Origin of the sequence: Paraburkholderia sp. GAS206C (assembly GCF_050435645.1) — a bacterium.
Classification (GTDB): Bacteria; Pseudomonadota; Gammaproteobacteria; order Burkholderiales; family Burkholderiaceae; genus Paraburkholderia; species Paraburkholderia phenazinium_B.
Genome location: NZ_JBNDKR010000006.1, coordinates 25,580 through 50,912, shown reverse-complemented (window position 1 = coordinate 50,912; position 25,333 = coordinate 25,580). Strand labels below are relative to the sequence as shown.

Here is a 25,333-nt window from a genome sequence, read left to right as displayed (position 1 = left end):
ATCGATTCACGCTCTGGCGACAACTGCGCAGCGTTCTGCGCTGCCCAGTTGTCGCTCACCTTCGGCGACGTACTTGTCCATCTCCTCACGCGGAACCATACCGCCGCCTGTCGCCCAGACGACATGCGTAGCGGCCGCCCTTCGCGTCGCGTCGAGACCGATGCGCGCATGATAGCCATCGACCTCGGCGAGCACGCGCGTGAATCCGGATGCGCCCGCCAGTGCCGATGGTTCCAGGCGTATGTCCTCGGTGTTCGCCATCAGATAGAGCAGCGCCAGCAACTCGCTGTCTTCGACGGTGAAATAGCCATCGATCATCCGTTGCATCGACCGTCCGACAAAGCCCGATGGCCTGCCGACCGCAAGGCCGTCGGCGGCCGTCACGTTATCGATGCCGAAGTCCTGCACTGCAAGCTGGTCGTGCAAACCGGTGTACACCCCCATCAGCATGCACGGCGAGTGCGTCGGTTCCGCGAAAATGCAGTGCACGGCGTCGCCGAATGCGAGCTTGAGTCCAAACGCAACGCCACCAGGGCCGCCGCCGACACCGCACGGTAGATAGACAAACAACGGATGATCCGCGTCGACGCGCGTGCCTGCCGCTTCGAGTTGGCGTTTCAGGCGTTCGCCCGCAACCGCATAGCCGAGAAACAAGGGGGTCGAATTCTCGTCATCGATGAAATGACAGGAAGGGTCGGCGGCCGCCTGGCGGCGACCGCTCTCGACTGCTTCGCCGTAATCGCCCGCGTATTCGATGACGTTGACGCCATGCGCACGCAGCCGGTCTTTCTTCCACTGCCGCGCATCGGCAGACATGTGCACTGTGGTCTCGAAGCCGAGCGTCGCCGCCGCGATTCCGATCGACATCCCGAGGTTGCCTGTCGATCCGACCGCAATCTTGTGCGCACGGAACAGCGCCTGACACGGCTCGTCGGCGAGCACGCGGTAGTCGTCGTCGAGCTTCAGCAAACCCTGTGCGAGGGCGAGCTTTTCCGCATGGAACAGCACTTCGTAGATGCCGCCGCGAGCCTTGATCGAGCCCGAAATCGGCAGATGGCTGTCTTTCTTCAACAGCATCCGTACCGGCTCCGAGACGCCGTAACGTGCGCGTACGGCGTCCGCGAAGGCGGGAACCGGCGTCAAAGGCGATTCGATGATGCCGTTCGCAGGCGCTACATCGGGAAACGCCTGTGCAATGAACGGCGCGAAACGCGTCAGGCGATAGCTTGCATCGCGAACGTCAGCGGCGTTCAGCGAGATGTCGGCGAGCGCGTCGGCCAGCGGTGCAATGGCGGGATTGAACCACGCGACTGGTCGATGTTGCATCAAAGGTTCGAGCAGCGGGAATTCGGCTCGCCACGCCGAAAGCGGCTTGCCGTAGAGCGTTTCAGTCATGTCAGGTGTCGGAATCAATCGTATCGCAGAGCAATCAAACGGCAGGACGGTCGCCCTCTGCAGCAGCGGACGCGCCGAGCACCGGCGGATGCGTGACGATCGCCCGCAAGTCCACCTGGGTTTTGGACAGCGCTTGCAAATCCGGCTTCGGACGACGCAGCTCGGGCGAGCCTTCACACACTGCCTCGACAGCATGCGCTGCGAGCAGCAATTCCAGGTCGCCGCGAAAGCGGCCGATCATCTGCAGGCCGAACGGCATGCCGCGATGATCTGTGCCGACCGGCAGCGATAGCGCCGGATTGGTCGCGAGCGTCACCACGTACGTGAGCGACAGCCACCTGTAGTAATTTTCGAGCGCGACGCCATTGACCGACTTGAGGTACGGTTGCGTCCAGGGAAACGGCGACACCGGCGTGGTCGGCGACAGGATCACGTCGTAGCGATCAAACAGCTTCTGGAATGCGCGGAAGATCAGCGTCTGTTCATTGTGTGCGCGCACGCAGTCCTTCAACTTCAGGCTCGCGCCCATTTCATAGTTCGCGCGCGGGTTCGGCCCGAGCAGGTCGGGATCTTTGTCATAGGCTTTCTGCAAGCTCATGACGAAGGCTTCCGCGCGCAGCACGTCGAAACAGGCGTGCGCGTCTTTCATCTCCACCTCGACAGGCTCGCAGACTGCAAAAGCGCTGCGCAGTGCGTCGATTTTCTTGCGAAATACCGCGCGGATCTCGTCGTCCACTTCGCAGACGCCAAAGTCTTCCGTGTAGCCGACTCGCAGCCGCGAGAGATCGGCGGGCCGTGCGCTGTCGATGGACGGCGGCATAGTGAAAGGGTAACTCAGCGGATCCGTGCCGGATGCGCCGGCGGTGGCGGCGAGTTGCAGCCATGTATCGGCGACGTCACGTCCCATTGGACCGACTACGGCAAGAGGCGTCCAGCCGAGTTGCTTGCGCTCGCTCGGCACCAAACCCGGCGAGGTTCGCAGACCGACCACGCCGCATTTCGCCGCCGGAATCCGCAGCGATCCGCCCGTATCCGAGCCGCTGCACAACGGCACCATATCGACCGCCAGCGCCGCCGCCGAGCCGCCCGACGACCCCCCCGCATTCAGCTCCGGGTTGAACGGATTGCCCGTCGCACCCCAGACCGGATTGAAGCTGTTGGCGCCCGCGCCCATTTCCGGCACATTGGTCTTGCCGACGACAATCGCACCTGCGCCACGCAGGCGTTGCACCAGGGTGTTGTCTTCTGACGGGACGTTGGAGCGAAACAGCGGCGAGCCGTACGTAGTCAACACGCCTGCGGTTTCTTCGAGGTCTTTAATGCCGATAGGCAGACCTTGCAAAATGCCCTGGCGATTGCCGTTCGCGAGATCGCGTTCGGCCTCGCGCGCTTCGGCACGCGCGCGGTCGAAACAGGTCGCCGAGAACGCATTGATCTTCGGATTCAGCGTCTCGATGCGCTCGATACACGCGTCGAGCAGTTCAACCGGCGATATCTCGCGGGCATCGAGACGTTTTTTCAATTCGACTGCACTTTGACTCACCAGCTCGTCTGTATGGGACACGGTTCGCTTACCTTTCGCTGCGTTGAAGAACGATGCGAATGAATGTAGCCGAGTCGTGCGTACGCGGCTATTGACGAATATAGAAAGGCGATTTCCCTTTTGGACAACGGCAGACTGTATGCCGGTTTATTGCGCGGAAGGCGCCGGCAACAATGCCTTAACAGTTGCGATGAACGCTTCCATCAGTGGGGGCAAATCGCGGCGGGCCAACGTTTGCACTTCAATATTGCGGTCGCTGACATGCAGTTCGGGCACAGGCAACGCCACCAGCTGACCGCGAGCGAGACGGCTGCGCAGAAACAGTTCGCCAGAGAACGTAACTGCCTCGCCAGACAGCGAGAAATTGAGCAGCGTTTCGAGTGTCTCGCTGTCGAGCACGCTCTTGTAGTTGATGCCCTCGCGGCTGCAATAGATATCCAGCAACTGACGCAGCGTCGAATTCGGTCCGGGCAAAGCGAGAGGATGTTCGAACAGTTCGCGCAAGGACACTTCGCTGCGCCGCGCGAGCACATGGCTGGGCGCAACGACGGCCAGCATCGGCGCAGGTTGGGAATACTTGACGTGGATATCGCGGGCCGGCCCGAGGCTAAACGTCAAGCCGAGATCGACTTCGGCTTCGCGGACCTGGCGCGTGACCACCGATGCAGCCGCCACCGCCAGGTTGAAGCGCGCCGACGGATGGTCGCGACGGAATTGCGTCATCACGCGCGGCAGGAATTCGGTGGCGAAGCCTTCGGTGCAGGCAATGCGGATGGTGGTCTCGGTATCGGCGCGCAATGCGTCCAGTTCGGCGCTGACGTGCTCGGCGTCAAGCAGCGAACGTCGCGCATACGCAGCCAGTAATTCGCCCGCACGGCTCGGCACCATGCCACGCGACTGGCGCTCGAACAGCGTCGCGTTCAGCTCGCTTTCGAGGCGGCTGATCTGACGACTGACCGCTGAGGGCACCACGTGCAGCTTGGCCGCGGCATCGCTGATCGAGCCGGTATTGACGACTTCGAGGAAATAGCGGACGGCGGCTTCTTGCAGGATGCGCGGGTTCATTGAGCGGCAGGACAAGTGATCGACCGCTCAATGATAGCCCGGAGACTATGGACCGGCGCTATCGCCGTACTAGGCTTCCGCTTCGTTCGCAAGTTGCACGTCGCGGATTCTCGACGCATTGATGGTCAGACTGACCAGCGTCGCCATCGCCGTGGATGCAATCAGGAACATGAACGCAGCGTCGTAGCTGTCATAGTGCGAGACTAGCAAGCCGATCACGAGCGGCGCAACGAACCCGGCCACCTGTCCGCCAAAGTTGACCATCCCGACACCCGTTCCGACGAGGCGCTGCGGCAGGATCTTGGTTGGCAGTGCGAATGCAGTGGCGAACACGAACGACTTGAAGAAGTAGACGATCGACTGATACGTAATCACGCCGGCCACCGTTTGCGCGGTGTACATCAGGTACAGGAACACGCCAGTGATTGCGCAGCAACTCATCATCAGATACTTCTCGCGTCCGTCGAAGAAGCGGGTCATGACCCAGCCACCCATGGCGGTCGCGATACTCGCGGTGATGAACGGCAGCGGCGTCAGCATTCCGACCGCTTTCAGATCGAGGTGGCGCGCGGTCAGCAGATACGCGGGCATCCACGCGTCAAGCCCCTTGTTGACGATGCTCAGACCGAACCACACCGTCAATATCTTCCACATCAAGGGCATCTTCAGCAGATCTCTCGTGCCGCCCCTCCCACCCTTGCCGCTGTTCAGGAGCGCCTGCGCGGCCGCCTCGTCGCGACTCATGCGAGGCGCCTTGACGAATACCAGATAGACCAACGCGAACACCACGCCGGCGACGCCAATCGCGACGAACGCATGACGCCAGCCGAGATACAGGATCAGCGGTGCAATGACCAGGGGCGCAATAAAGCTGCCTACGTAGTTGGACGAAATCAGCAGCGACGACATCCTGGGGCGTTCTGCGCGCGGATACGCTTCGACCACGCCTTTGACCGCCGACGCCGGATAGCCGCCTTCACCGAGACCGAAAATAAAACGGATCGCAACCAGCGACGCCAGAGACCACGCAAGGCCCGTCAACGCGGTGAACAAGGACCAGAACGCAATCGACACCACCACCACGACCTTGCTGCCGAAGCGGTCGGCGAGCCAGCCGCCCGGAATCTGCATGATCGAATAGCTCAGATAGAACGCACTGAGGATCACGCCAAGCTGCGCCGGATTCAGATGGAAATCGCCACCGATATGTACCAGCGACAACGATACGGCCGACCGGTCTATGTAAGAAATGCAGTAGCCGACATAGAGCAGGATAAAAACCAGCGTCCGTTTGGTGCGGGGTTCAGTTCCAGCAATCATTGTCCAGATCCGGTAAGAGCACTGATGGGCGGCTGCCTGGGCGCGGCAGGCCTGAAGCGGCGTGCATCTTGACGACAACGCCATTCCCGACGGTTCGAACCGATCGTATGGATTCAAAAACGGGGTAACAAGTGATAGATTCCGACGCCTCCTTTGCCAAAAAAGCAGGGTTGCTGCAGTGCAGCCGCCACCGCGCGGGCGTTTGCCCGAATTCTGATCGAGGGGTTTTGTCAGCTGTCAGTTGCTACGGCGAGATCAGATCCTGAAGTACCAGATGCACTCGTTGATCGCCGCTCGTCCGGTTCACGAGGATGGGAACGCTCGCGTTGCCCGGCTCCTGAAGCAGCGCTCGTATCCTGAACAAGGTGCTCGCCTCAGCGGGAAGCGCGCCAACTTTGATAACGATGTCACCGGCGTGGATGCCGGCCTGTGCCGCCGGTCCATTCGACGTCACGTCGATGACGCGAAGCCCTCGCTGTCCGGATAGTCCTAACCACATGCCGCTCCGGTCATAGGGCTCAGGAGCGTCGAAGCCGGTGCTCTTCGAGAGCCACATCACATGATGGCCGTAATCGAAAGAGACCGTAAATCGCTTCAGGATTCCCATGCCGATGCTCCCTGCCCGATCACCCCGGGTGAAAGCACCTGCCTTCTGAAGCGACAAACGCGTAACAGGTGCCGGCACGGCAAGATCGCCGATCGAAAAGCGCGTCGGCCGCCCCACGATGCCGCGGATCGGGCCTCCGCCGCCGTAGCCGGTCATCGCCTCGACGGTAGTCCCCATTTGCCCGTCCAATCGATAGGCGCGCCAGAAGGCGCCGAACAGCGTCAGGCTGAACCGGTCACCCGTATCGATCTGAAACATCCCGGTTATTCCTGCCACCGACGCTGTCACAACGGGCATGTCGTTCTCGTCCAGCGAAAAGGGGATCGGTATCGCGTCCGCCGCCGGCCTGAATCGATCCTCATCCTGGATGGTCACCTGCTCTCGGGGGGCATCTAACGTTAAAACATACTTCCGGAATATCTCCGTCCCGAGCACGCCGTCGAAATGCTGAAATCCGATGACACGATTGAGCTGGCTCGTGTCCATTGCCGGGATATCCAGAGCGCCGACCGAGAATGGACCCACGCTCAGATCGTTAAGGTGAACGATCTTGAAAGACAGTTGCTGCTCGCCGGCGCCCGTTCCGGTGCCGGCGCTCGTGGGCGCAAGCTTCAGCTTTGCCGCCAGTGCGGTACTGACGGTCGAGCTGGACGAGCCCGTATCCACGATGAAAGAGAACGGGCCTTTGCCATCGACCTGCACGGCAATGAAGGGGCGATTGTCGACGATCGAAAGCGGGAATACCTGGGATTGCGGAGCATCGGAGGCCGATGCGGAACCGGTCACAGTACCGCACAGCCAAAGTAGCGCCAGAAAGCCCCTTCGTGCGAGACGCATGTTTTTCTCCCCTGATCGTAGCGAATGCCAACTGTAGTCGACCAGACAGAAAAATGCATCGTTGCCGTTCGTCGAACTAGCTGCCGCTTTACTTTCGAAGAGCGATGCGTGATCCGTCACGCGATCTGGACGCCCGACTGCACGTCTTCACTTACGCCGAAGCAGAGCGAAATCACGAGGTGATGTGAACCTGCATCGAGCGGCACACGCACCTGTCCACCGCCACATTCAACGCTCGCACCGTCGAGCATCGCACGCGTCACACCGGGCTCGTCAGCGGACTCGACGCGAATCTCATAGCGCGTCGAATGCATCGACACCGTTGCTTCAAACCCCGGCCATGTGTCCGGAATGCAAGGATCGATCACCAGAAAATTCCCCTCGCGGCGAATCCCAAGAATGCCCTCGATACCCGCCCGGTACATCCACCCCGCCGATCCCGTGTACCACGTCCAGCCGCCACGCCCGGCATGCGGCGCCACGGAATAGACATCGGCGGCAACGACATAAGGCTCGACCTTGTAACGCTCGACTTCCATCGGTGTGCGCGCATGATTGACCGGATTGAGCAGTGAGAACAACGCGGCCGCCTTGTTGCCATCACGCAGTTTCGTCGATGCGAGAATCACCCACATCGCCGCGTGACTATACTGGCCGCCGTTTTCGCGCAGCCCCGGCGGGTAGCCCTTGATATAGCCCGGATCGTGCGACGTTTTATCGAACGGAGGCGTGAACAGCAACGCAAGCGCGTCGTCGCGACGGATCAGGTGCTTCTCCAGCGAGGCCATCGCAAGCGTTGCGCGCGCTGGGTCTGCCGCGCCGGACAATACCGCCCATGACTGCGCGATCGAATCGATCTGGCATTCGTCACTTTCGCTCGAGCCAAGCCATGTGCCGTCGTCGAACGTCGCGCGGCGATACCATTGGCCATCCCATGCGTCACGTTCCAGCGATTCTCGCAACGAGGCCGCATGAGCGCGCCAGCGTGCAGCACGCGCCACCGAAACCGGATCGCGCGATTCAGCCAGCGGTGCAAACAGTTCAACGGTCCGCAAGAGCAGCCAGCCGAGCCAAACGCTTTCTCCCTTGCCACCGGCGCCGACGCGGTTCATGCCGTCGTTCCAGTCGCCCGTGCCGATCAGCGGCAAGCCATGCTCGCCGGTCAGTTCGATGCACTGATCGAGACCGCGCGCGCAGTGCTCGAATAACGATGCGGATTCATCTGCGATCATCGGTTGAAAGAACGCATCGTGCTCGCCGGGTCGCAGCAGCGGTCCGTCGAGGAACGGTACAGTCTCATTGAGAATCGCGACGTCGCCAGCGCAGCCGACATAGTTTGCCGTCGCGAACGCGAGCCACACGCGGTCATCGGAAATCCTCGTGCGCACGCCCTGCCCCGTTTGCGGCAACCACCAATGCTGAAAATCGCCGTCGACAAACTGTCGCGCCGCAGCACGCAGCAAATGCCGGCGCGTCTCGTCCGGCTGCACATGCGTCAACGCCATGCCGTCCTGTAACTGGTCGCGGAACCCATAAGCGCCGCTCGCCTGATAGAACGCCGAGCGCGCCCAGATACGGCACGCGAGCGTTTGATACAGCAGCCAGCCGTTCAACATCAGGTCCATCGCGCGGTCCGGGGTCTTCACCTGGACGGTGCCGAGCACCTTGTGCCAGTGGTTCGTCACCTCGGCGAGAACGGCGTCAAGATCGGCCTTGCGATAGCGTTCGATCAACGCGCGCGCTTCTTCGACGGAAGCGCATTGTCCGACGAACGACACCACTTCGACGATCTCGCCGACGCTCAACTCAATCACGTCCTGCAACGCCGCGCAGGGATCGAGGCCTGCCCCCGTCGCGCCGGAGAGCCGTGCATTGCCGCTCAGCGCGGCGGGTGCTGCGCTGCGGCCATTACGGCCGAGAAATTCGGTACGATCCGCCGTCCATGCGGTCTGCCGGCCGCCGAGATCGGCGAACGCGACGCGTCCCGCGAACCCCATGCTCCAAGGATTACGCGCCAGCATCGCGCCGGTCGCAGAGTCGATCTCCGTCACGATGAAGGGACCGGATGCGCCGCGCGAGGTGCCGAGCACCCATTCGTTCCACGCCGTCACGGACAGACGTCGCGGCCTCGCGGACAGATTGCGCACCGTCAGCCGGGAAATCTTCAGCGGATCGGCGAGCGGCACGTATTGCAGCAAGTCGAGCGCGATGCCATTCGCCTCGTGTTCGAAGCGGCTATAGCCATGCCCATGACGCGCGACATAGGTCCCGCCGTCGCGGATCGGCTGTGCGGTTGCGCCCCACACCTCGCCAGTGGCTTCGTCGCGCACATAGATCGCCTCACCCGCCGGATCCTCGACCGGATCGTTCGACCATGGCGTAAGCTGATTCTCTCGGCTGTTTTCAGCCCACGTGTAGCCGCTGCCTTCTGCCGCGACCTGAAAGCCAAAGCCGGGGTTCGCAATCACGTTGATCCACGGCGCAGGCGTCGTCGCGCCTGCCACGAGAACGGTGACGTATTCCCGGCCGTCTTTATCGAAACCACCCAGGCCGTTGAAAAACTCGAGCCTCGACGCAGCCGAAGAAACTATGCGCGGCGGATGAGGCGCTGCAGGCCATGGCGACGACATCGACGGCCTCTGCTGGCGCAACGCCGACGCCTGGCCACGCGACTGCGGCAAGCGCGCGAGTTGCTCGGCGATCAAACCGCGCCGGGCGATCAATGCGACTCTCGCAACCGATTGCAGCAACGCACGCGCCTCCACGCTCATCAAATCGGCGCGTAGCGTAAAGACGGCCCCTTGCGCGAGTTCTTCGCCGTAGCGCGGCCGCAATTGGCTGCTACGCACGGCCGTTTCGATCGCGCCCTGCAACTCCTGGATATACGACGACGCCCGTTCGTTGATGATGACGAGATCGACGGCGAGCCGCTTCATCCGCCAATACTCGTGCGCCCTCAATAACTGCCGGACCTGCGCAATGTCTTCGACGTCGTCGATGCGCAGCAGCACGATCGGCAGATCGCCGGAAATCGCGTGCGGCCAGAGTCCCGACTGCACGTCGGCCCCGCGAATGATCGTGTCCGACGGCGCCCTGAAGCGGGCATCGGCGTAAATCACGGGCGCGGCCAGGCGCTGAAAATTCGCGGCCTCTTCGGCTTCGACTGCCAGGTGGCGCAACTGCACCTGAGCCTGCGTCCACGCAAGCGTTTTGGCGCGATCGAACGCGTTACGGTCATGGTGTTTGTCGACCAGATCCAGCAACAGCGCCCGCGACTCGGCTACCACCGTCCAGAACGTCGCGCGTGCAACCTTGCCCGGCGGCACCAGCACGCGATACCTGAGTGCAAAGACCGGATCGAGTACGGTGCCGGCAGTGTTGGTCAACGGCTGATCGTCGAAGATCGCCGCTGCAGTGCCTGCGTTATTGCCGCGTCCGAGAAAACGTGCGCGGTCCGATTCGTATTGCGGATCGGCGACAATCTCACCGTCGACCACCGCGAAATGCGCTGCCCACACCTGCTTTTCATCGTGCGACCGTGGACGGCGCGTAGCCAGCAGCGCGCCGAATTCGGCGAGGTGCTCGGTCTGCACGAACATCCGCGAGAAGGCCGGGTGGGCGTTGTCGGAGGCAGGCGTCGCGAGCACGATTTCGGCGTACGACGTCAGCTCGATCTCGCGCGCGCGACGTCCGCTGTTTGCCAACGAGACGCGGCGTACTTCGCCATCCGCCTCGCCGGAAACCAGCACGTCCATCGTCGTGGTCAACGAACCGTCACGACGAATGAACTCCGCATGGTCCTCGCCGAACACAACCTCTTCGTACTCGGCTTCGCTGCCCACCGGCTGCGCACCGGCCGACCACACGTGGCCGCTGTGCGTATCGCGCAGGAAGATGAACGAACCCCAGTCGTCGCGCGTCGCGTCTTCGCGCCAACGCGTGATGGCGAGATCACGCCAACGGCTGTAACCGGCGCCGGTTGCCGTCAGCATGACCGCGTAGTGCCCATTCGACAGCAGATGCGTCACCGGTGCAGCACCGGCCACAGCTGACGCTGCGAGGCGCCGTACCGTCGACGGGGCGGCGCCGGCGACCGCTGCCGACGTATTCACTTCTTCCGCACGGGGATGCCCAACCGCAACGTTGCGTGGCATGCGTTCCTGCAACAGCAGTTCGCTCGCCTGAATCATGGGCTCGCGATGGAAACGCGCACGCATCTGCGCGTCGAGCAACGTGTTCGCAATCGACACGATGGTCATGCCCTGATGATGCGCCATGAAGTTGCGCACGATTGCCACGTCCGCGTTGTCCGGCAAGCGCGAGCGCGTGAAGTCGAGCGCTTCGTAGTAGCCATAGCGACCCAGCGCGCCCAGCCCGGCGAGTTGTGCATAGTTCTCTAGCGCGGCCTGCGGGTCGACCATTGTGGCCAGTCCCGTTGCATAGGGCGCAATCACGCGATTCTCCGAAAGCCCGCGCTTCAGACCGAGGCCAGGTACACCGAAATTCGAGTACTGATAGGTGAATTCGATGTCGCGCGCGTTGTACGCCGATTCCGAAATGCCCCACGGAATACCCAGCGAACGTCCATACGACGCTTGCCGTTCCACCACCAGACGGTTCGTCTGCTCGAGCAGACTGCCGACCGGCGCACGCATCACCAGCGAGGGCATCAGGTATTCGAACATCGAGCCTGACCACGAAATCAGCGCCGAGCCATTGCCGACGGGTGTCGCAGCGCGGCCGAGGCGGAACCAGTGGCGCGTCGTCACGTCGCCTTTGGCGATGGCGAACAGGCTTGCGAGACGCGCTTCGGACGCGAGCAGGTCGTAGCAGTTCTGGTCGAGGCTGTTATCGGACTGCGAATAGCCGATCGATAGCAGCTTGCGTTCCGGATCGAGCAGGAACGCGAAGTCCATGTCGAGCGCCAGCGCTCGCGACGTATCGGCGAGTTCCTTCAAACGGGCCTTCAGAAGACCGGGCGCCTCGGCAAGTTGTTGCCGGTCGCGAGCGTGCTCGACGAGACTTTTGCTCAGAGCGTCGACCCAGAACATCAGGTCGGCGCAGCTGTCGTCGCCGCCCGCCGGTACCAGTTCGCGCGTGGCCTTGCCGGCCTTTTCCGTCAAGCGCATGAGCAACGGCGACAGTGCGTCGAGCGTTTGCGCGCCGTGCAACTGCGTGCGGATCTCTTCGAAGATTGTTACCAACTGCTTGCCACGTTCACCGCCTGCGGCAGGCAAAGCGTCGATGGCTGCGCGTGCAAGCTGCAGGTTGTCCACCATGCCGGACCGTGCAGCCGGCGCGAGCAGATCGTGCTGCCACTCTTCGCATGCATTGGCGAGAACGATCAGATGACCGGCCAGATTGCCGCTATCGACCGACGATACATACGCCGGCGCCAGAACCTGCAGATCGAGCGTCCCGTACCAGTTATAGAAATGCCCCTTGAAACGGGCGAGCTTGTGCATCGAGGCGAACGTTGCTTCGATGCGCTCGACGGTTTGCGTCGTCGCCGCCCAGCCGAAATCGCGCGCGGCAATCGCCGACAGCAGATAGAGCCCCAGGTTGGTCGGCGAAGTGCGGTGTGCGACGACCGGCACCGGATCTTCCTGGAAGTTGTCGGGCGGCAGCATGTTTTCTGCCGGTGTCACGAAGGTCTCGAAGAAGCGCCACGTGCGGCGCGCGATGAGACGAAGGCTGCGCGCGTCCAGTTCCGCCATCGCGAAGCGCCGTGCGACTGTTGGCGATCGGCTCGACCATAGCGCTAGCGCCGGCGCGGCGAGCCACAACAGCGCAAACGGCAGTGCGAGTGGCCAGTGCGACGGCGCATACACAATCGCACCCGCCGGCAACACGAGGCCGAGCGCGACACCGCCTGTCATCTGCCGGTAAAAGCCACGCAGATCGAGACGCGGACTGCCCTTCGATTGCGCAGCGGTCGTCCATTCGAGCAGCCGGCGATGCGTCACGAACAGCCGCAGCAGCGTCCGGACGATCGCATCGCCCATGCGCCAGGCGTGATCCGCGAGAAACGCAACGGAGAGAAATGTTTGCAAGGCAGCGAGCCGCACATCAGCGGCCAGCACCTCCAGATGATTGCGCAAACGGATCCCGGTCCGGCGCGGCACTACCGCGAACAAAGTCGGCAGGAAAGCGGGCATCGCAAATGCGCCTAACATCAGCAGCGCGCCTGCGATTGCGGCATGGGCCGGCATCAGCCAGCATAGGGCGAACGCGGCGACCATCAAGGGGTCGAGTAACGAACGGCGCAAATTGTCGAGCATCTTGAAGCGGCCGATCGATGGCATCGCGTGCCGGTCCGGGCCGCGATGGCCGACGATCCACGGCAGCAATTGCCAGTCGCCACGCGTCCAGCGATGCTGGCGCTTGCCGATCACGTCGTAACGCGACGGCACCTCCTCGACCACTTCGACATCCGAGGCGAGTCCGGCGCGCGCGAAAACCCCTTCGAACAGATCGTGACTGAGCAGCGTGTTTTCCGGCACTCGTCCATGTAAAGCGGCTTCGAAGGCATCGACGTCATAGATACCCTTGCCGGTGTACGAGCCTTCGCCGAACAGGTCCTGATAGACATCGGACACGGCCGCCGCATACGGGTCCATCCCGCCGGGTCCGGAGAAGACGCGCTGATGCAGCGACCCTTCCTGGCCGACCGGCAGCGACGGCGTGACACGCGGCTGCAAAATCGCGTAGCCGTTGACGACGCGTTGCTCGGCCTCGCTGAAGGTGGGGCGGTTCAGCGGGTGCGCCATCTTGCCGATCAGCCGCAGCGCGGCGTCGCGTGGCAAACGCGTATCGGCGTCGAGCGTGATGACGTAGCGCACATCGGGCGGCACCTGCGGCGCACGGCCGGCGATCGGCATGAAGCTCGTATCCGCCGCGCCGCGCAGCAGTCGATTGAGTTCGTGCAGCTTGCCGCGTTTGCGTTCCCAACCCATCCATTTGTTTTCGCTCGGATCGAACAGGCGACGGCGATGCAGCAGCAGGAAACGGCTGCCACCGGGGCCTGGCTCGTAACGGGAGTTCAGCGCTTCGATGGCGTCGGCGGCCACGGCGAGCAAATGCGCATCGCCCTCCAGCACTTCCTGGTCCGCATCGAGCCCGTCCGCGAGCAACGCGAAGGACAGGTCACCACCGGCGCCCGCGAGATGATGCACCTCGAGACGTTCGATCTGTTCGCGCAGATCGGCCTCGCTCGTCAGGAGCGTCGGGACGGCAACCAGCGTGCGCAACGACGACGGCACGCCACCCGTCAGTTCGAGACCCGGCAATACGATTGCGCCGAAACTCCATGTCACTGCGCGATTGACAAGCGCAGTCGCGATCTCGGTGACGGGCAGAAATCCGCACGCGGCGAAGAGTACGAACACCCAAGGTTCGAGACCGCTCGGCGCGAGTATCCACATTGCCCACAACACCAGCGCCAGCAACGTCGTGGCGACCGTCAGGATGGTGCCGACATAGCCGCCCATGCCGAGCCGGACGTTGAACCGGGTGATGCGCAGACGCGGCGGCGGACGAAAGCCAATCGCCTGCTCCAGTGCTTGCCGGCCTTCGGCGATCAGGTGATAGCCGGGGTCGCCTGCGCGTTCCGCCTGCGCGATGTCTCCTGCTTCCAGTGCCGCCGTCTGCGCCGATTCCAGCGCCAGCCCCGCGACCTCGAGTTCGGTAAACGACGAGCCGCGCGCCAGTTGCTCGATTGCGCTGCGATACAGATTGCGCGTCGGAAAATCCATCGAGGCAAAGTGGCTGCCGGCGCGCAAATGGGCGTCGACGAGACTCACTTCCTCGAACAGTTCCGCCCAGTCGATGTCGGAAATCAGCCGCATGCTCGTGATCACATTGCGCACGGTGACGTTCGATGCGCCCTGGCGCTGCTGTGCGTGCTGCACGACCTCCTCGATGGAGGCGCCCTGAAGCTTGAGCCGCTCTTCCAGCCAGCCCAATGCCGGCATGGTGCGCGGATCCTGGTCACGCAGCCGTTTGGCGAGTTGCGCGGCGAACAGCTCCGACAACAGGCCTGCGGAACGAGAGGCGATGTCCGCTTCGAGCGCCGAACGGGCGCCGCCCGATTCGAGCAGACGCTCGGTGAGCGCGTCGGCGTCGGCGCGGGCGCTACGGCCTGCGGTGATCTGGTCAGTCAGGCGCCGCAGGTTCTCGATCAGCACGATGCGCAGCGTGATCGCCACGGCCCACAATTCGCCGATCGTCAGCGGTTGAACCCGTTGATACGCGCTGATAAAACGCCGCAGGATCTGCGGGTCGAAGTGACTGTCGGTATGGGCAACGAACGCCCATGCGAGACCAAACACGCGTGGATAGCCTGCGAACGGACCCGCGGCGAGCTTGGGCAACTGACGGTAGTAACCAGGCGGAAGGTCGTCGCGGATCTCGCGGATCTGTTCCTCTACGAGGTGATAGTTGTCGAGCAGCCATTCCGCGGCGGGCACCACGCCCCGGCCGCTCTCCAGTTCTTCGGCACTCGCACGGTAGGCTGCGAGCAGGACGTCGGCGTTGTCGTTCAGTCGCGTGTGCAACGATAAAACCGCGGGCGGTGTCTTCGTGATGGCTTGCGCGGCGGCCAGGCTCTCGGCGTGTTGCTCGAGCCGCTCGACGCCGAACAGCTCTTCGCGTACCGGTGCAATGTCAGTCCAAGGCGGCGACGGCAAACGATGCCTCGTCACATATCGAAGGATCGTGTTCATAGGCGAACTTCCTGCAACGTCGGTGAGTTCGCTGGAGCGAACGAATTGCGGTGGCGAGGCACGCTGGCGGCGAGCGCATCGTTCGGCATCGTTGTAGCGCCGGACAGTTCTTCGAGATGGGACATGATCGGATCTTCCTTCGGGGAGGTCGCGCCGCGCGCGTCGCGTGCATGCAAGCCTCCAGGGTGTGGCTTGATTCACGGGTGCGGGTGGACGCGCGAGGAACCGTCAGGATGAGACAGCAGGCACACAGTTTCTGTGTGCGCTCGGCCGTCACGCGCCCATGCGCCAACCGGTGGCTACCGTTTTAGCGACGGACTAAAGCGTCGGATGAGCTTTGAGCGAACCGCGGTGCGGTATGAATGAGGGACAGGCGCATCTGCACACCCCTGTCGAAGCGCTTTCCGGCTGAACACCCGGAGAAAGTGTGGAGACGGACACGGATCCGTGTCCCGGTGGGCCTGTTATTTCTTTCTTGCCGGTGCGCTGGCCGAAGCGGTCTTCGGCGCAGTCGTCGAGGACACGCCAACTGCAGGAGCGACCACCTTTTTGGCTTGCTTCGGCTTTTTGGCCTCGCGATTGCCACGCGTTGTGCTCTTTGTCATCGTGCTTCTCCTGATTTGCCGGTCGCGAACGCGACAGCCATGTCGCGCAGTTTGGGCGCTTCTGGTCACTCTGTCGCGATTTATATTTTTTTAGACCCGCAAGCGCTTCGCACTCGCACGCGCTAACGCCAGTGAATCACTAGCTGACAGCGTGCTCGCGGAAGCGCTTTACCGGCTTACTCAGGCAATCCATCCGCCATCGACCGTCAGACTTTCACCGGTGGTGTAGCCTGCTTCAGGACTTGCCAGATACGAGACTGCCGCGGCAATTTCTTCGGGCTTGCCGAAGCGACCCACGCTCGCGAGCTTAGTCATCGTTGCGTGGTCTTCCGTTCCGGGTTGCGGAGCCAATTCGGTGTCGATCGGACCGGGCTGAACCGCATTGACGGTCACGCCATACTTCCCGAGTTCACGCGAAAGACCACGCGTGAAGCCTCGAATGGCAAATTTCGAGGCGATATAAAGGGTCACGCCCGGCAGCGGCGCTGCCTCGCCGAAAGCCGAACCCACGTTGACAATGCGGCCCCAGCCGGTCTTGATCATGCGCTGCGCAGCGTCCTTCGCCAGTTCGATCGGCGCGCGCACATTCAGATTGAAATGCGTGTCATACGACGTTTCTGACGAGTCGAGGAACGGTCCGTATTCGACGGTACCTGCATTATTGACGAGGATGTCGAGCCGGCCTTCGAAGCGGCCGCCGAAGACGCCGTTCAGCGAGTCGATCAATGCCGTGACACCCTCGGGCTTCGCCAGATTGGCGCCGACTGCTTCCGCCTCGCCGCCTGCGTCGCGAATCGCCTGGACCACGGCCTCCGCACGCGCCGAGCTCGACGCGTAGTGGACGATGACCGATGCGCCATCGCGCGCAAGACGCGTTGCGATGGCAGCGCCGATGCCACGGGAAGCGCCAGTCACGAGTGCCAGTTTGCCTTTCAGAGCTTGAGTCATGATTACCTCGACAGTGAGTTTTGAACGATCTGCATATGTGCCAACACGTTCATGCATTGGTTGATGCGTATCGTCCGCCACCGTCGCGAGGCAGGGTAGTCATCTGCGAGGAATAGGTGTTATCGCCGCTGAACGCCCTTCTGGGTCTCTATGCCGCCGTTCTCACCCAGCAGGTGCTCGACGAACGCGACGAAGGCGCGCGCTTTCGTTGTCGCCATGCGGCCGGACGGGAAGACGGCCCAGACGTCGATGGTCGGTAAAGTCCATTCGGTGAGAACGGCTTGCACGGTGCCGTCGGCGAGCTCAGGGGAGAACATCCATTCCGATGCGACCGCGAGACCCATGTGCCCCAGCACCGCCGTGCGCATGCCCTCGGCGGCACTCACGCTGACCCGCCCCGACACAGCGACAGAGACTTCGGTACCGTCGTTGCCGCGGAATGACCAGGACTCGCCGCCGCCGCGCAACGAATAGACAATCGCCTGGTGCCGGCTCAGGTCTGCCGGTGTCGTGGGAGTACCGGCCTCCGCGAAGTAGCGCGGCGTCCCGACCACCAGTCGCCTTCCTCGCAGGAGGCGTTTCGCGGTCATTGTCGAATCGTCGAGCGCTCCCATACGGAGCGCCACGTCGACGCCGTGCTCGAGCAGATCGATAGAACGGTCGTCGAGGACGATGTCGATACTCAGTTTCGGATGCTGGTCGAGGAAGGTCTTGAGCGCGGGCAGAACATGCAGTCGCGCGAACGTGACGGCCGCACTGATCCGCAAGCGCCCCGATAGACCGTCCGACGATTCGCGCACGACCTGTTCGGCCTGATCCGCTTCATCGATCGCACGGCGAGCGTGCTCGTAGAATCGCTGCCCTGCATCGGTCGGCGCCAGGCCTCGTGTCGAACGCAGCAGAAGCCGCGCGCCGAGGTGCTCTTCCAGTTGCGCAATGGCCTTCGAGACTGCCGGCTGGCCCAACTTGAGCCGGCGAGCGGCGGCAGAAAATGAACCCGCGTCCACCACGGTCACGAACGTTTCCATCGCCGTCATGCGGTCCATGCAGTGCCCCTCGTGGAAACTGTTGCAAGAAAAGAGCACAGTCTACCGAGCATCGGTACCCGCTGTCTTCCGCTGCGAGATGCTTGCTCCGTTCGCCCCTCGCTTGCCATCACCCTCCCCTATTTCCGCCCGCGACGGGCAAGCCAGCCATCGACGGCGAACGGTCCCGATCCGCCCAGCACCAGAGCGGCAAGACACGCGAGATAAAGCAGATCGGTCTCGTAGCCAGGCGGCCCGAACTGCGCACCGGCTGACGTGACGGCCAGCAGCTTGATCGACGAAAACCCGTACTGAAGATGCACGGTCAGTGTCGCCACCATCAGCACCGCGATCATTGGCAGACTGACGAGCGGCACGAATGCGCCGACCATGACCGCAAGGCCGCCGACCAGTTCAGTGAGAATGGTCGCCCACGCCATGAAGTGAGGTGCCGGCACGCCGAGCGTATGCAAAATCCCGGCAAACACATCCGGGTTCTTGACGATTTTTGCGTAGCCGTGTTCCATGAATCCGTAACCGGTGATCAGCCGTAGTGGCAACGGGGTCCATCGCGCGAGACCCCAGCGGTGGGTCAGCTGGGCGGGATCGGTGAAACGAAGCAGGTGTCGTGCAGTGTTCATGCGCAAGGGTCTCCGGACGGACGTTAGCAAAGAACAGCGGGCAACGCAGCCAGGGACTGCATCGCCGCGCTCTCTTTGTAGTTCGTTGGAGAAGGACGCGCGGTTACAGCGCGGCTGACTATTTTTTTCCTGGCGCGCGGTCGCGTCTGCTGTGGCTACCGTCTACTGATGACACCTCAGACATGGCATGCGGCAAGCCAGGCTTCAGCCAATAAGATCCGCGCCCGTCGTCAGGACAATCTTTCCAAAGTGTGCGCCTGAATCGATCAACTCATGAGCGCCGCGAGCGTCGGCAAGCGCAAAGGTCTTGTAGACAACCGGCTTGACCTTGCCGCTCTCAATGTGCGGCCAGACCTCCCGCTCCAGTTCCTTGACGATAGCCGCCTTGTCCCCGGATGAGCGCGATCGCAGTGTCGATCCCATATGCGTCAGTCGTTTCGTCAACATCGGCAAGACGTCGAGATCCTTTGCCGGCCCCTTGATCACGCCCACCTGCAGAATCCGTCCGTCCATGGCTGCGGCTTCATAGTTTCTGGCCACGTAGTCGCCTGCGATGATATCGAGGATCACGTCGACGCCTTTTCCATCGGTAAGCCGCTTCGCTTCGGCGACGAAATCTTCCTCGCGGTAATTGATCGCGAGGTCTGCGCCTAGCGCCAGGCTGGCCTCCCGATGCGCTTGCGAGCCCACTGTCGTGATGATTTTCGCAGCGCCGAATGCCTTCGCCAGCATGGTCGCCGTGGTACCGATGCCCGACGCGCCGCCATGGATCAACACCGATTCGCCGGCAACCAGCTTGCCGCGCTGGAACAGGTTCAGCCATACCGTCATGAACGTTTCGGGCATGGCCCCCGCTTCCACCAACGTCAGGCCTTTAGGGATATGCATCACGTTGTCGGCGTGCGCGACTGCATATTCCGCGTAGCCGCCGCCAGGAATCAATGCACACACGAGTTCGCCGATCTGGAATCGGGACACGTTGGAGCCGACGGCAACCACTTGACCGGCCACTTCCAGCCCCGGAATGTCCGAAGCCCCAGCGGGCGGATCATACAGCCCTTTGCGCTGGAAGACGTCCGGGCCGTTCACCGCCGCTGCGTGGATACGGATCAGAACCTGACCGGCGTCCGGCATCGGCACCGGACGCGTAGTCGGCACGAGGACTTCGGGACCGCCGGGCTGTTTGATCTCAATGGCCGTCATGGACGACGGCACACGATAAGTTGAGGCAGACATGGATACCACTCCTTCTATAGATGAGGCTCGATTGATCCGGGAGGATCATTGAACGAGAAACTCTTGCGCTCAGTATAGGTCTCGACATTGCTGCGTATGTGCAGCATTATTCACGTCGATAGATGCAAATTTGCATCAGGAGGGCGGCACGATGAACTGGGATGACGCGCGAGTGTTTCTCGCGGTGGAGCGCGAAAAAACGCTCCGTGGCGCAGCCAGGACACTCAATCTCGATCAGGCGACGGTCGGCAGACGGATTGCGGCACTGGAGCACGCCCTGCGTGCCACGCTCTTTCTGCGCACTTCCGAGGGTTACGCGTTGACCGCCGCAGGCGAGGCTGCGCTGAAATCAGCGGAGAAAATGGAACACTCCGCAAACGAACTCATCAGACGAACTCAAGGCACAGACACACGGCTTGCGGGGGACGTCAGGGTCACCAGTACCGACTCGATCGCGCTCGAATTTTTGCTGCCCGCCATCGAACGCCTGCATGCTGCACATCCCGAAGTGCGCGTCCTGCTGGACACGTCGACGCGCATGCTGAATCTGGCAAAGCGTGAAGCGGATATCGCAGTCCGCTCAGTGCGGCCGGACAATCCCGATCTTGTCGCGCGGCGCCTGGCTCGCTGGCCCATGGCGCTCTTTGCATCGAATGCTTATCTCGAGCAGCACGGCAAGCCCGTCCTTGGCTCTGCATTTGCGGGCCACGATCTCGTCGTCTATCAGGGCAACTGGACCGGTAATCGATCGCCAACGCTTGCCGGCGAACCGATACACGCGGGGCGCATCGTATCGACCTTCAATTCCAGCCTCATGCTGCGTACCGCGGTAAAGGCCGGCATCGGCATCGGTGAGCTTCCGATACATCTGGCTGAACACGACGGCCTCGTGCAGATATGGCCTGAACCCGCACGTGGGGCCGTCTATGAAATCTGGCTCGTCACGCATCAGGACCTTCGGCATACCGCGCGCATTGCGGCAATGATTGACGGTATTGTTTCCGTGTTCGAAGATCGCGCGAACTAACACCAGGTCGACGGTGTGGCCCGCACTCATCCATATTGCGCGACGAGCGAGTACCACAAGGCGTAGATTTCCCGCATGCCTGGATCGTGATCGCTGGTCCATACCGCCGTTTGCACAAGTACGAGTTTCGAACGCGGATCGACAATGATTCGTTGGCCATCCATGCCTTGTAATGCGAACATGCGCCGCTCACCCGGAAGTATCCAAACCTGATATCCATAGCCGAAGATCGGATTGGCTATTCCCGGCGCGAGAAAGCTCGACGATGACTCGACCGTCGTTGCCTGTAAAAGCCAGTCGCGCGGGACGATCTGCTTGCCGTTCCACGCGCCGTCGTGCGCCAGCATCAGACCCAGTCGCGCCCAATCGCGCAGCGTCGCGCTTACGCAGCAGTAGGTAATGTCCTGTCCGGTTGGATCGCGCCCCCATGACGCATCCGACTCCATGCCCATCTTCTTCCAGATGCGCTCACTCGCGTACTGAGCCACGGACATATGCGTTGCGTGGCTCAAAACCAGGCCCAGCACTTCCGTTTCGATACTTGCGTAGCTGAAATGCGTACCAGGTGCGCGCTCGCGTTTGTCGAAGCGCTTGACGGCTTCGATTGCCCCTACGCCGTGCGTGCTCAAAAGGTCATGACCTAGCTTGTCGCGATCGTCGCCGGGATTGCTGTCTTCAAAGAAATGGACACCGGAAGACATATGCAGCAAATCGCGAATTGAAGTTTGCCCATAAGCATTGTTAGCCAACTCCGGCACATAGGCATCCGCGAGATCGTCAATCGAGTGAATCGCGCCTTCCGATATGGCGATACCAATCAGCATTCCGACGATAGTCTTCGCCATAGACTGCGACATGAACCGGTCGGCGTCCGTACGGGCGTAGCGATAGTGCTCGTAAAGAATGGTGTCGTCGCGCGCGATCAGCAGGCCGGTCACCGGGTTGCGATCGAGGTAATCGTTAACGTTGCGGTACTGACCTCCGTACGGATAGTTCAGGGTGAGTTCGTGTGCGGAGGTTTTGAGTGTCGACGGAGCACCGGCCCTGGCAATCGGATCAGCTGGATGAACTTCGTCAAAGTGACTGTAGTAGCCGACAAACTGCCTTTGTGTTCTCGCCTGCCTCGGTGCGGGTACGGGATAGTGGTCTGCGGCACCGTAAGCGTCAGCGGCATATCCGGTGTCGGAGAACACCGCGTCCGACTGAGCCACTGCACACGACAACGCCAGAATGCAGCCTATGGTTACCTTGACGCCTTGTAGCATTGTCCAGTCCCTTTCTCGTTTAACGGTTGCGACGTTTAGACAGAAGATGACGAGAGTCATCTCCTACGCTCCCGTTAAACGGTGGATGGCGCCAGTTTCCGTCGGCAAACCGCCCTGAAAAAATTCCCAGATATTGCGAACTGCCAGGCACGGCTATGTCGTCAAGATGAGGGGCTTCATGGAAAAAGCTCCTGGCCAAAACATAGCGGCGCGCCGCGCTCATTTTGACCTAATTCTCCCTGCCTACCATCGCTTTCATGGGTCACGTCACCGAACCCGCAACGAAGCTCGATAACTCTCAGGAGAATTGCCATGAACACACTTTTTCGTTCCGCACTGCTTGCCGCTATATTCGTCTTGCCCACAGCGGCGTTCGCGCAATCGGTCATGCAGGTCGATGAAACCCAGGTTGAGATGGTCGCGTACGAGGCTGCCGGTCCGGATTCCGCGGCAGTGCAGGACCGCACCAGCACGTTGAGCGATCCTGCTGGCTCGCACGCAAGCACGCTTTCCGATGCTGGATTCAATCCCGCCGCTGACGTAGGCCTGAATTCGATTTACGTCCGTCACTGATGTTGTGGGTTACTCGCGCGGCAGCTGCACGGCCACGCTGATGTTCACGTCGCCAGCCGCGTGAAGCCGTCCGCGCTCCACGCGTCGGAATTCACGCCTTGGTGAATGAAGAACAGGCCATCGGGATCGTATCGGTGCTTCACCTCGCGGAGCCGGTCGTAATGCGTTCCCCAGTACGCATGTTGCCAGTCGGATTGAAAAAAGCTGCTTTCCGAAATGTAGGCACCTGCATTCGGCACCGCGCGCCGTAGCACGTCTGCCGCCTCACGGATCCTCACCGAGGCCTGCCGGGCCCGTGCGAGATCGGGGCCATCCCCAGGCATGCCCCTGAACGCGGGAGCGGCTTCGCCCGCAATAATCGCGAGCGCAAAGGCGTCGAGCACGGCCGGGTTCATCGCCGTCTCCGATGTCCGCTGACGTGCCTCAGGAGATCCGCCGCCAAGTCCCTTGTTGAAGTGCAAACCGATCGACCAGTGACGGGTGATTTCGAACAGCATATCCACGAGTTGGGCTTGCGCGGACTGTGTCAGCAACGATACCGGCAGCCACGCGGATTCGTAGCCATAGATAAACTGTCCCGCCTCGCCCTGATTCGCAGACCAGAACACATCGCCGGCGGTGGCACCGGGCCTGTCGTCGGTCATCATCGCGCCGGGCACGTGCTGCATGATGTAGGCGGGATCCCATAGCCGCTGTGCCGGCGCGGCGAGGATCTGCGGCGGGGATGCCAATGAACATCCCGAGGCGGCGCTGGATACCCAGTCGAAGAATGGCTGCCACATGGCCGCCGCCTGATCGCGGCTCAACCCCTGAAACATCATGGAGATTCGCAAAGTGCCATCGGCGCGTAGCGACACCGTTTCGCCCCAATGCTCGTTCAGGAGATTCTCTGCGTAGAAAGCAACGAACCTCGCAATCAGTTGCCGGAACGCCTCCGGCGAGTGCGTGTTGATGTTTGCAAAGATCACGCCGAAGTACTCGGGCAACGGATGGGTTTCGAGCGTCACACTCGCCACAGCCGCAAAGCTTCCGCCGCCCCCGCCTTTCAGCGCCCAGAACAGGTCCGGTTCCCGATAAGCGTTGACGACGCGGACGGCGCCGTCGGCCGTCACCACTTCCGCCTGCAGCAGCGATCCGGCGGCGTTCCCGTAGCGTTTCGAGAAACTTCCAAAACCACCGCCCAGGACAAGTCCGGCGACGCCGACCGTCGCACAGCCGCCCCCTTGAACGTATCGGCCACCGCGTGTGGTCACCGCGTCGTAGACGTGCATCCAGATGGCCCCTGCTCCCACGGTGACTGCTGGCCGAGCTGCTTGCCGGCCCTCTCCGCCTTGAGGGGTAAATCCGTCATGCACTTCGATTGCACGCATGTGCCGCGTCCAGATCAACAGCGAGTCGGGCGAATTGGATGTTCCCTGATAGCTGTGTCCACCGCCTTTGATCACCAGCCGCAGGTTGCGCTCGCGAGCGAAACTGATCGCTTCGGAAATGTCCCGCGAATCGCTGGCCGCGACCGCATAGGCGCTCGGCGTCGACATCCACGCGTCTACCCAGCCCGATGTCTGCGTCAGCGCCGGTTCATCGCCGAGGTAGTACGGGTTCTTCAGTTCGTGAAGCAGTCCCTGGCAAGTCGTACCGTCGGGCGCCTGCTGGCATACCGAGAGCGGCGCGGACAACCGGCTCAGCCGGCCGCCGACTCGATCATTGAGCGCGGCCCAATCGCTCTCCGTCGGCCAGTCCGCATCCGACGGGCGGCGGCGCCGCATCGCTCTATCCCCAGCGGCTCCGGCGTTGGTCGCGCATGCCGTCAGTGCGGGAACGGCCGCGGTGGCAGCGGCGCTTGCCGCGATCTTCAACAGGTCCCTTCGACTGAATCCACGCATCGTCTCTCCTCCACGATAGGGTGATTCGGAATGGTGAGGAATAGCCGCAATTTTCGAATACTAACTCACCCTCGGCTGTTAGCCGGCGAGCGATCAAGCACCTCAAACACGTACGTCTTGCAACAGGACAGAGCTAGACGTTACGATCGCAAATCGATCGCGAGAAAATCTGAGGTAGCCGTGGACACCGACGTACTGCACATCTCGACAAACAAGCATGAACTTGATCTAGACATGATTCATGCATTCCTCCATGACCAGGCGCCGTGGTCGATCGGCATCGCGCGGCATACCGTCGAGCGGGCAATCGAAGGTTCATTGTGCTTTGGCGCCTATCTCGGCAAACGGCAGGTTGGTTTCGCGCGCGTCATCACCGACTTCGTTACGTTCGGCTATCTCTGTGACGTGTTCGTGCTGCCCGAATTCCAGTCGCGCGGCTATGCGGCGTTATTGATGCAGCACGTCGTCGATTCGGATGTGCTGCAGGGACTTCGACGTATCGTGCTTGTGACTTCGAATGCACACGGTCTGTATCGCCGGTATGGGTTTGACAAGCTTGCGCATCCGGAGAAGTACATGGAGGTGCATCGGCCGAATATTTATTCGGCCAGCTAGGTGGATTCTGATATCGAACCGCTTC

17 protein-coding genes are annotated in these 25,333 nt (G+C 61.9%); 3 read left to right on the top strand and 14 right to left on the bottom strand.

What is annotated here, in order from left to right:
* Positions 1-6 precede the first annotated feature (6 nt).
* From dsdA to P3T20_RS17510, 12 genes are all read right to left on the bottom strand, one after another.
* The gene (gene dsdA / locus P3T20_RS17565) at positions 7-1,395 is read right to left on the bottom strand and encodes a D-serine ammonia-lyase (RefSeq protein ID WP_429287474.1); all 1,389 of its coding nucleotides are present in this window, start codon (positions 1,393-1,395) and stop codon (positions 7-9) included.
* 34 nt (positions 1,396-1,429) lie between these two features.
* Positions 1,430-2,959, bottom strand: a complete 1,530-nt coding sequence (locus P3T20_RS17560; RefSeq protein ID WP_429287473.1) for an amidase — start codon at positions 2,957-2,959, stop codon at positions 1,430-1,432.
* A gap of 126 nt (positions 2,960-3,085) precedes the next feature.
* Positions 3,086-4,003, bottom strand: a complete 918-nt coding sequence (locus P3T20_RS17555; RefSeq protein ID WP_429287472.1) for a LysR family transcriptional regulator — start codon at positions 4,001-4,003, stop codon at positions 3,086-3,088.
* A gap of 69 nt (positions 4,004-4,072) precedes the next feature.
* Complete coding sequence (locus P3T20_RS17550; protein ID WP_429287471.1) at positions 4,073-5,323, bottom strand: MFS transporter; 1,251 nt, start codon at positions 5,321-5,323, stop codon at positions 4,073-4,075.
* 244 nt (positions 5,324-5,567) lie between these two features.
* Positions 5,568-6,887 carry an aspartyl protease family protein gene (locus P3T20_RS17545; RefSeq protein ID WP_429287470.1) on the bottom strand — a complete coding sequence of 440 codons (1,320 nt, stop codon included), beginning with the start codon at positions 6,885-6,887 and terminating at the stop codon, positions 5,568-5,570.
* Positions 6,884-15,490 (bottom strand): GH36-type glycosyl hydrolase domain-containing protein, encoded by an 8,607-nt coding sequence (locus P3T20_RS17540; protein WP_074265223.1) that lies wholly within the window; start codon positions 15,488-15,490, stop codon positions 6,884-6,886. Before P3T20_RS17540 ends, P3T20_RS17545 begins: the two co-directional genes overlap by 4 nt.
* On the bottom strand, positions 15,487-15,615 hold the full coding sequence (locus P3T20_RS17535) for a hypothetical protein (protein ID WP_278500092.1): 129 nt from the start codon (positions 15,613-15,615) through the stop codon (positions 15,487-15,489). The genes P3T20_RS17540 and P3T20_RS17535 overlap by 4 nt, the downstream gene beginning before the upstream one ends.
* A gap of 339 nt (positions 15,616-15,954) precedes the next feature.
* Positions 15,955-16,095, bottom strand: a complete 141-nt coding sequence (locus P3T20_RS17530) for a hypothetical protein (protein WP_429287469.1) — start codon at positions 16,093-16,095, stop codon at positions 15,955-15,957.
* A gap of 180 nt (positions 16,096-16,275) precedes the next feature.
* Positions 16,276-17,043 (bottom strand): SDR family NAD(P)-dependent oxidoreductase, encoded by a 768-nt coding sequence (locus P3T20_RS17525; RefSeq protein WP_074265225.1) that lies wholly within the window; start codon positions 17,041-17,043, stop codon positions 16,276-16,278.
* A gap of 119 nt (positions 17,044-17,162) precedes the next feature.
* On the bottom strand, positions 17,163-18,089 hold the full coding sequence (locus P3T20_RS17520; protein WP_074265226.1) for a LysR family transcriptional regulator: 927 nt from the start codon (positions 18,087-18,089) through the stop codon (positions 17,163-17,165).
* Between the two features lie 119 nt (positions 18,090-18,208).
* Positions 18,209-18,709, bottom strand: coding sequence for a DoxX family protein (locus P3T20_RS17515; RefSeq protein WP_083611443.1), 501 nt, complete (start codon positions 18,707-18,709; stop codon positions 18,209-18,211).
* 204 nt (positions 18,710-18,913) lie between these two features.
* Positions 18,914-19,945: an NAD(P)H-quinone oxidoreductase gene (locus tag P3T20_RS17510; protein ID WP_074265227.1), complete on the bottom strand. Its 1,032-nt coding sequence runs from the start codon at positions 19,943-19,945 to the stop codon at positions 18,914-18,916.
* Positions 19,946-20,096: 151 nt separating this feature from the next.
* Here P3T20_RS17510 and P3T20_RS17505 point away from each other — a divergent pair, with 151 nt between their 5' ends.
* Positions 20,097-20,972, top strand: a complete 876-nt coding sequence (locus tag P3T20_RS17505; protein WP_074265228.1) for a LysR family transcriptional regulator — start codon at positions 20,097-20,099, stop codon at positions 20,970-20,972.
* Between the two features lie 26 nt (positions 20,973-20,998).
* Here P3T20_RS17505 and P3T20_RS17500 read toward each other — a convergent pair whose 3' ends face one another.
* The gene (locus P3T20_RS17500; protein WP_074265229.1) at positions 20,999-22,237 is read right to left on the bottom strand and encodes a serine hydrolase domain-containing protein; all 1,239 of its coding nucleotides are present in this window, start codon (positions 22,235-22,237) and stop codon (positions 20,999-21,001) included.
* Between the two features lie 312 nt (positions 22,238-22,549).
* Here P3T20_RS17500 and P3T20_RS17495 point away from each other — a divergent pair, with 312 nt between their 5' ends.
* Positions 22,550-22,810, top strand: coding sequence for a hypothetical protein (locus tag P3T20_RS17495; protein ID WP_074265230.1), 261 nt, complete (start codon positions 22,550-22,552; stop codon positions 22,808-22,810).
* A gap of 44 nt (positions 22,811-22,854) precedes the next feature.
* Here the strand turns inward: P3T20_RS17495 and P3T20_RS17490 are convergent, their stop codons facing one another.
* A complete protein-coding gene (locus P3T20_RS17490; protein ID WP_074265231.1) occupies positions 22,855-24,693 on the bottom strand; it encodes an FAD-binding oxidoreductase in 1,839 nt (612 codons plus the stop codon).
* Positions 24,694-24,927: 234 nt separating this feature from the next.
* Here P3T20_RS17490 and P3T20_RS17485 point away from each other — a divergent pair, with 234 nt between their 5' ends.
* Positions 24,928-25,308, top strand: coding sequence for a GNAT family N-acetyltransferase (locus tag P3T20_RS17485; RefSeq protein WP_074266137.1), 381 nt, complete (start codon positions 24,928-24,930; stop codon positions 25,306-25,308).
* The last annotated feature ends 25 nt before the right edge of the window (positions 25,309-25,333 follow it).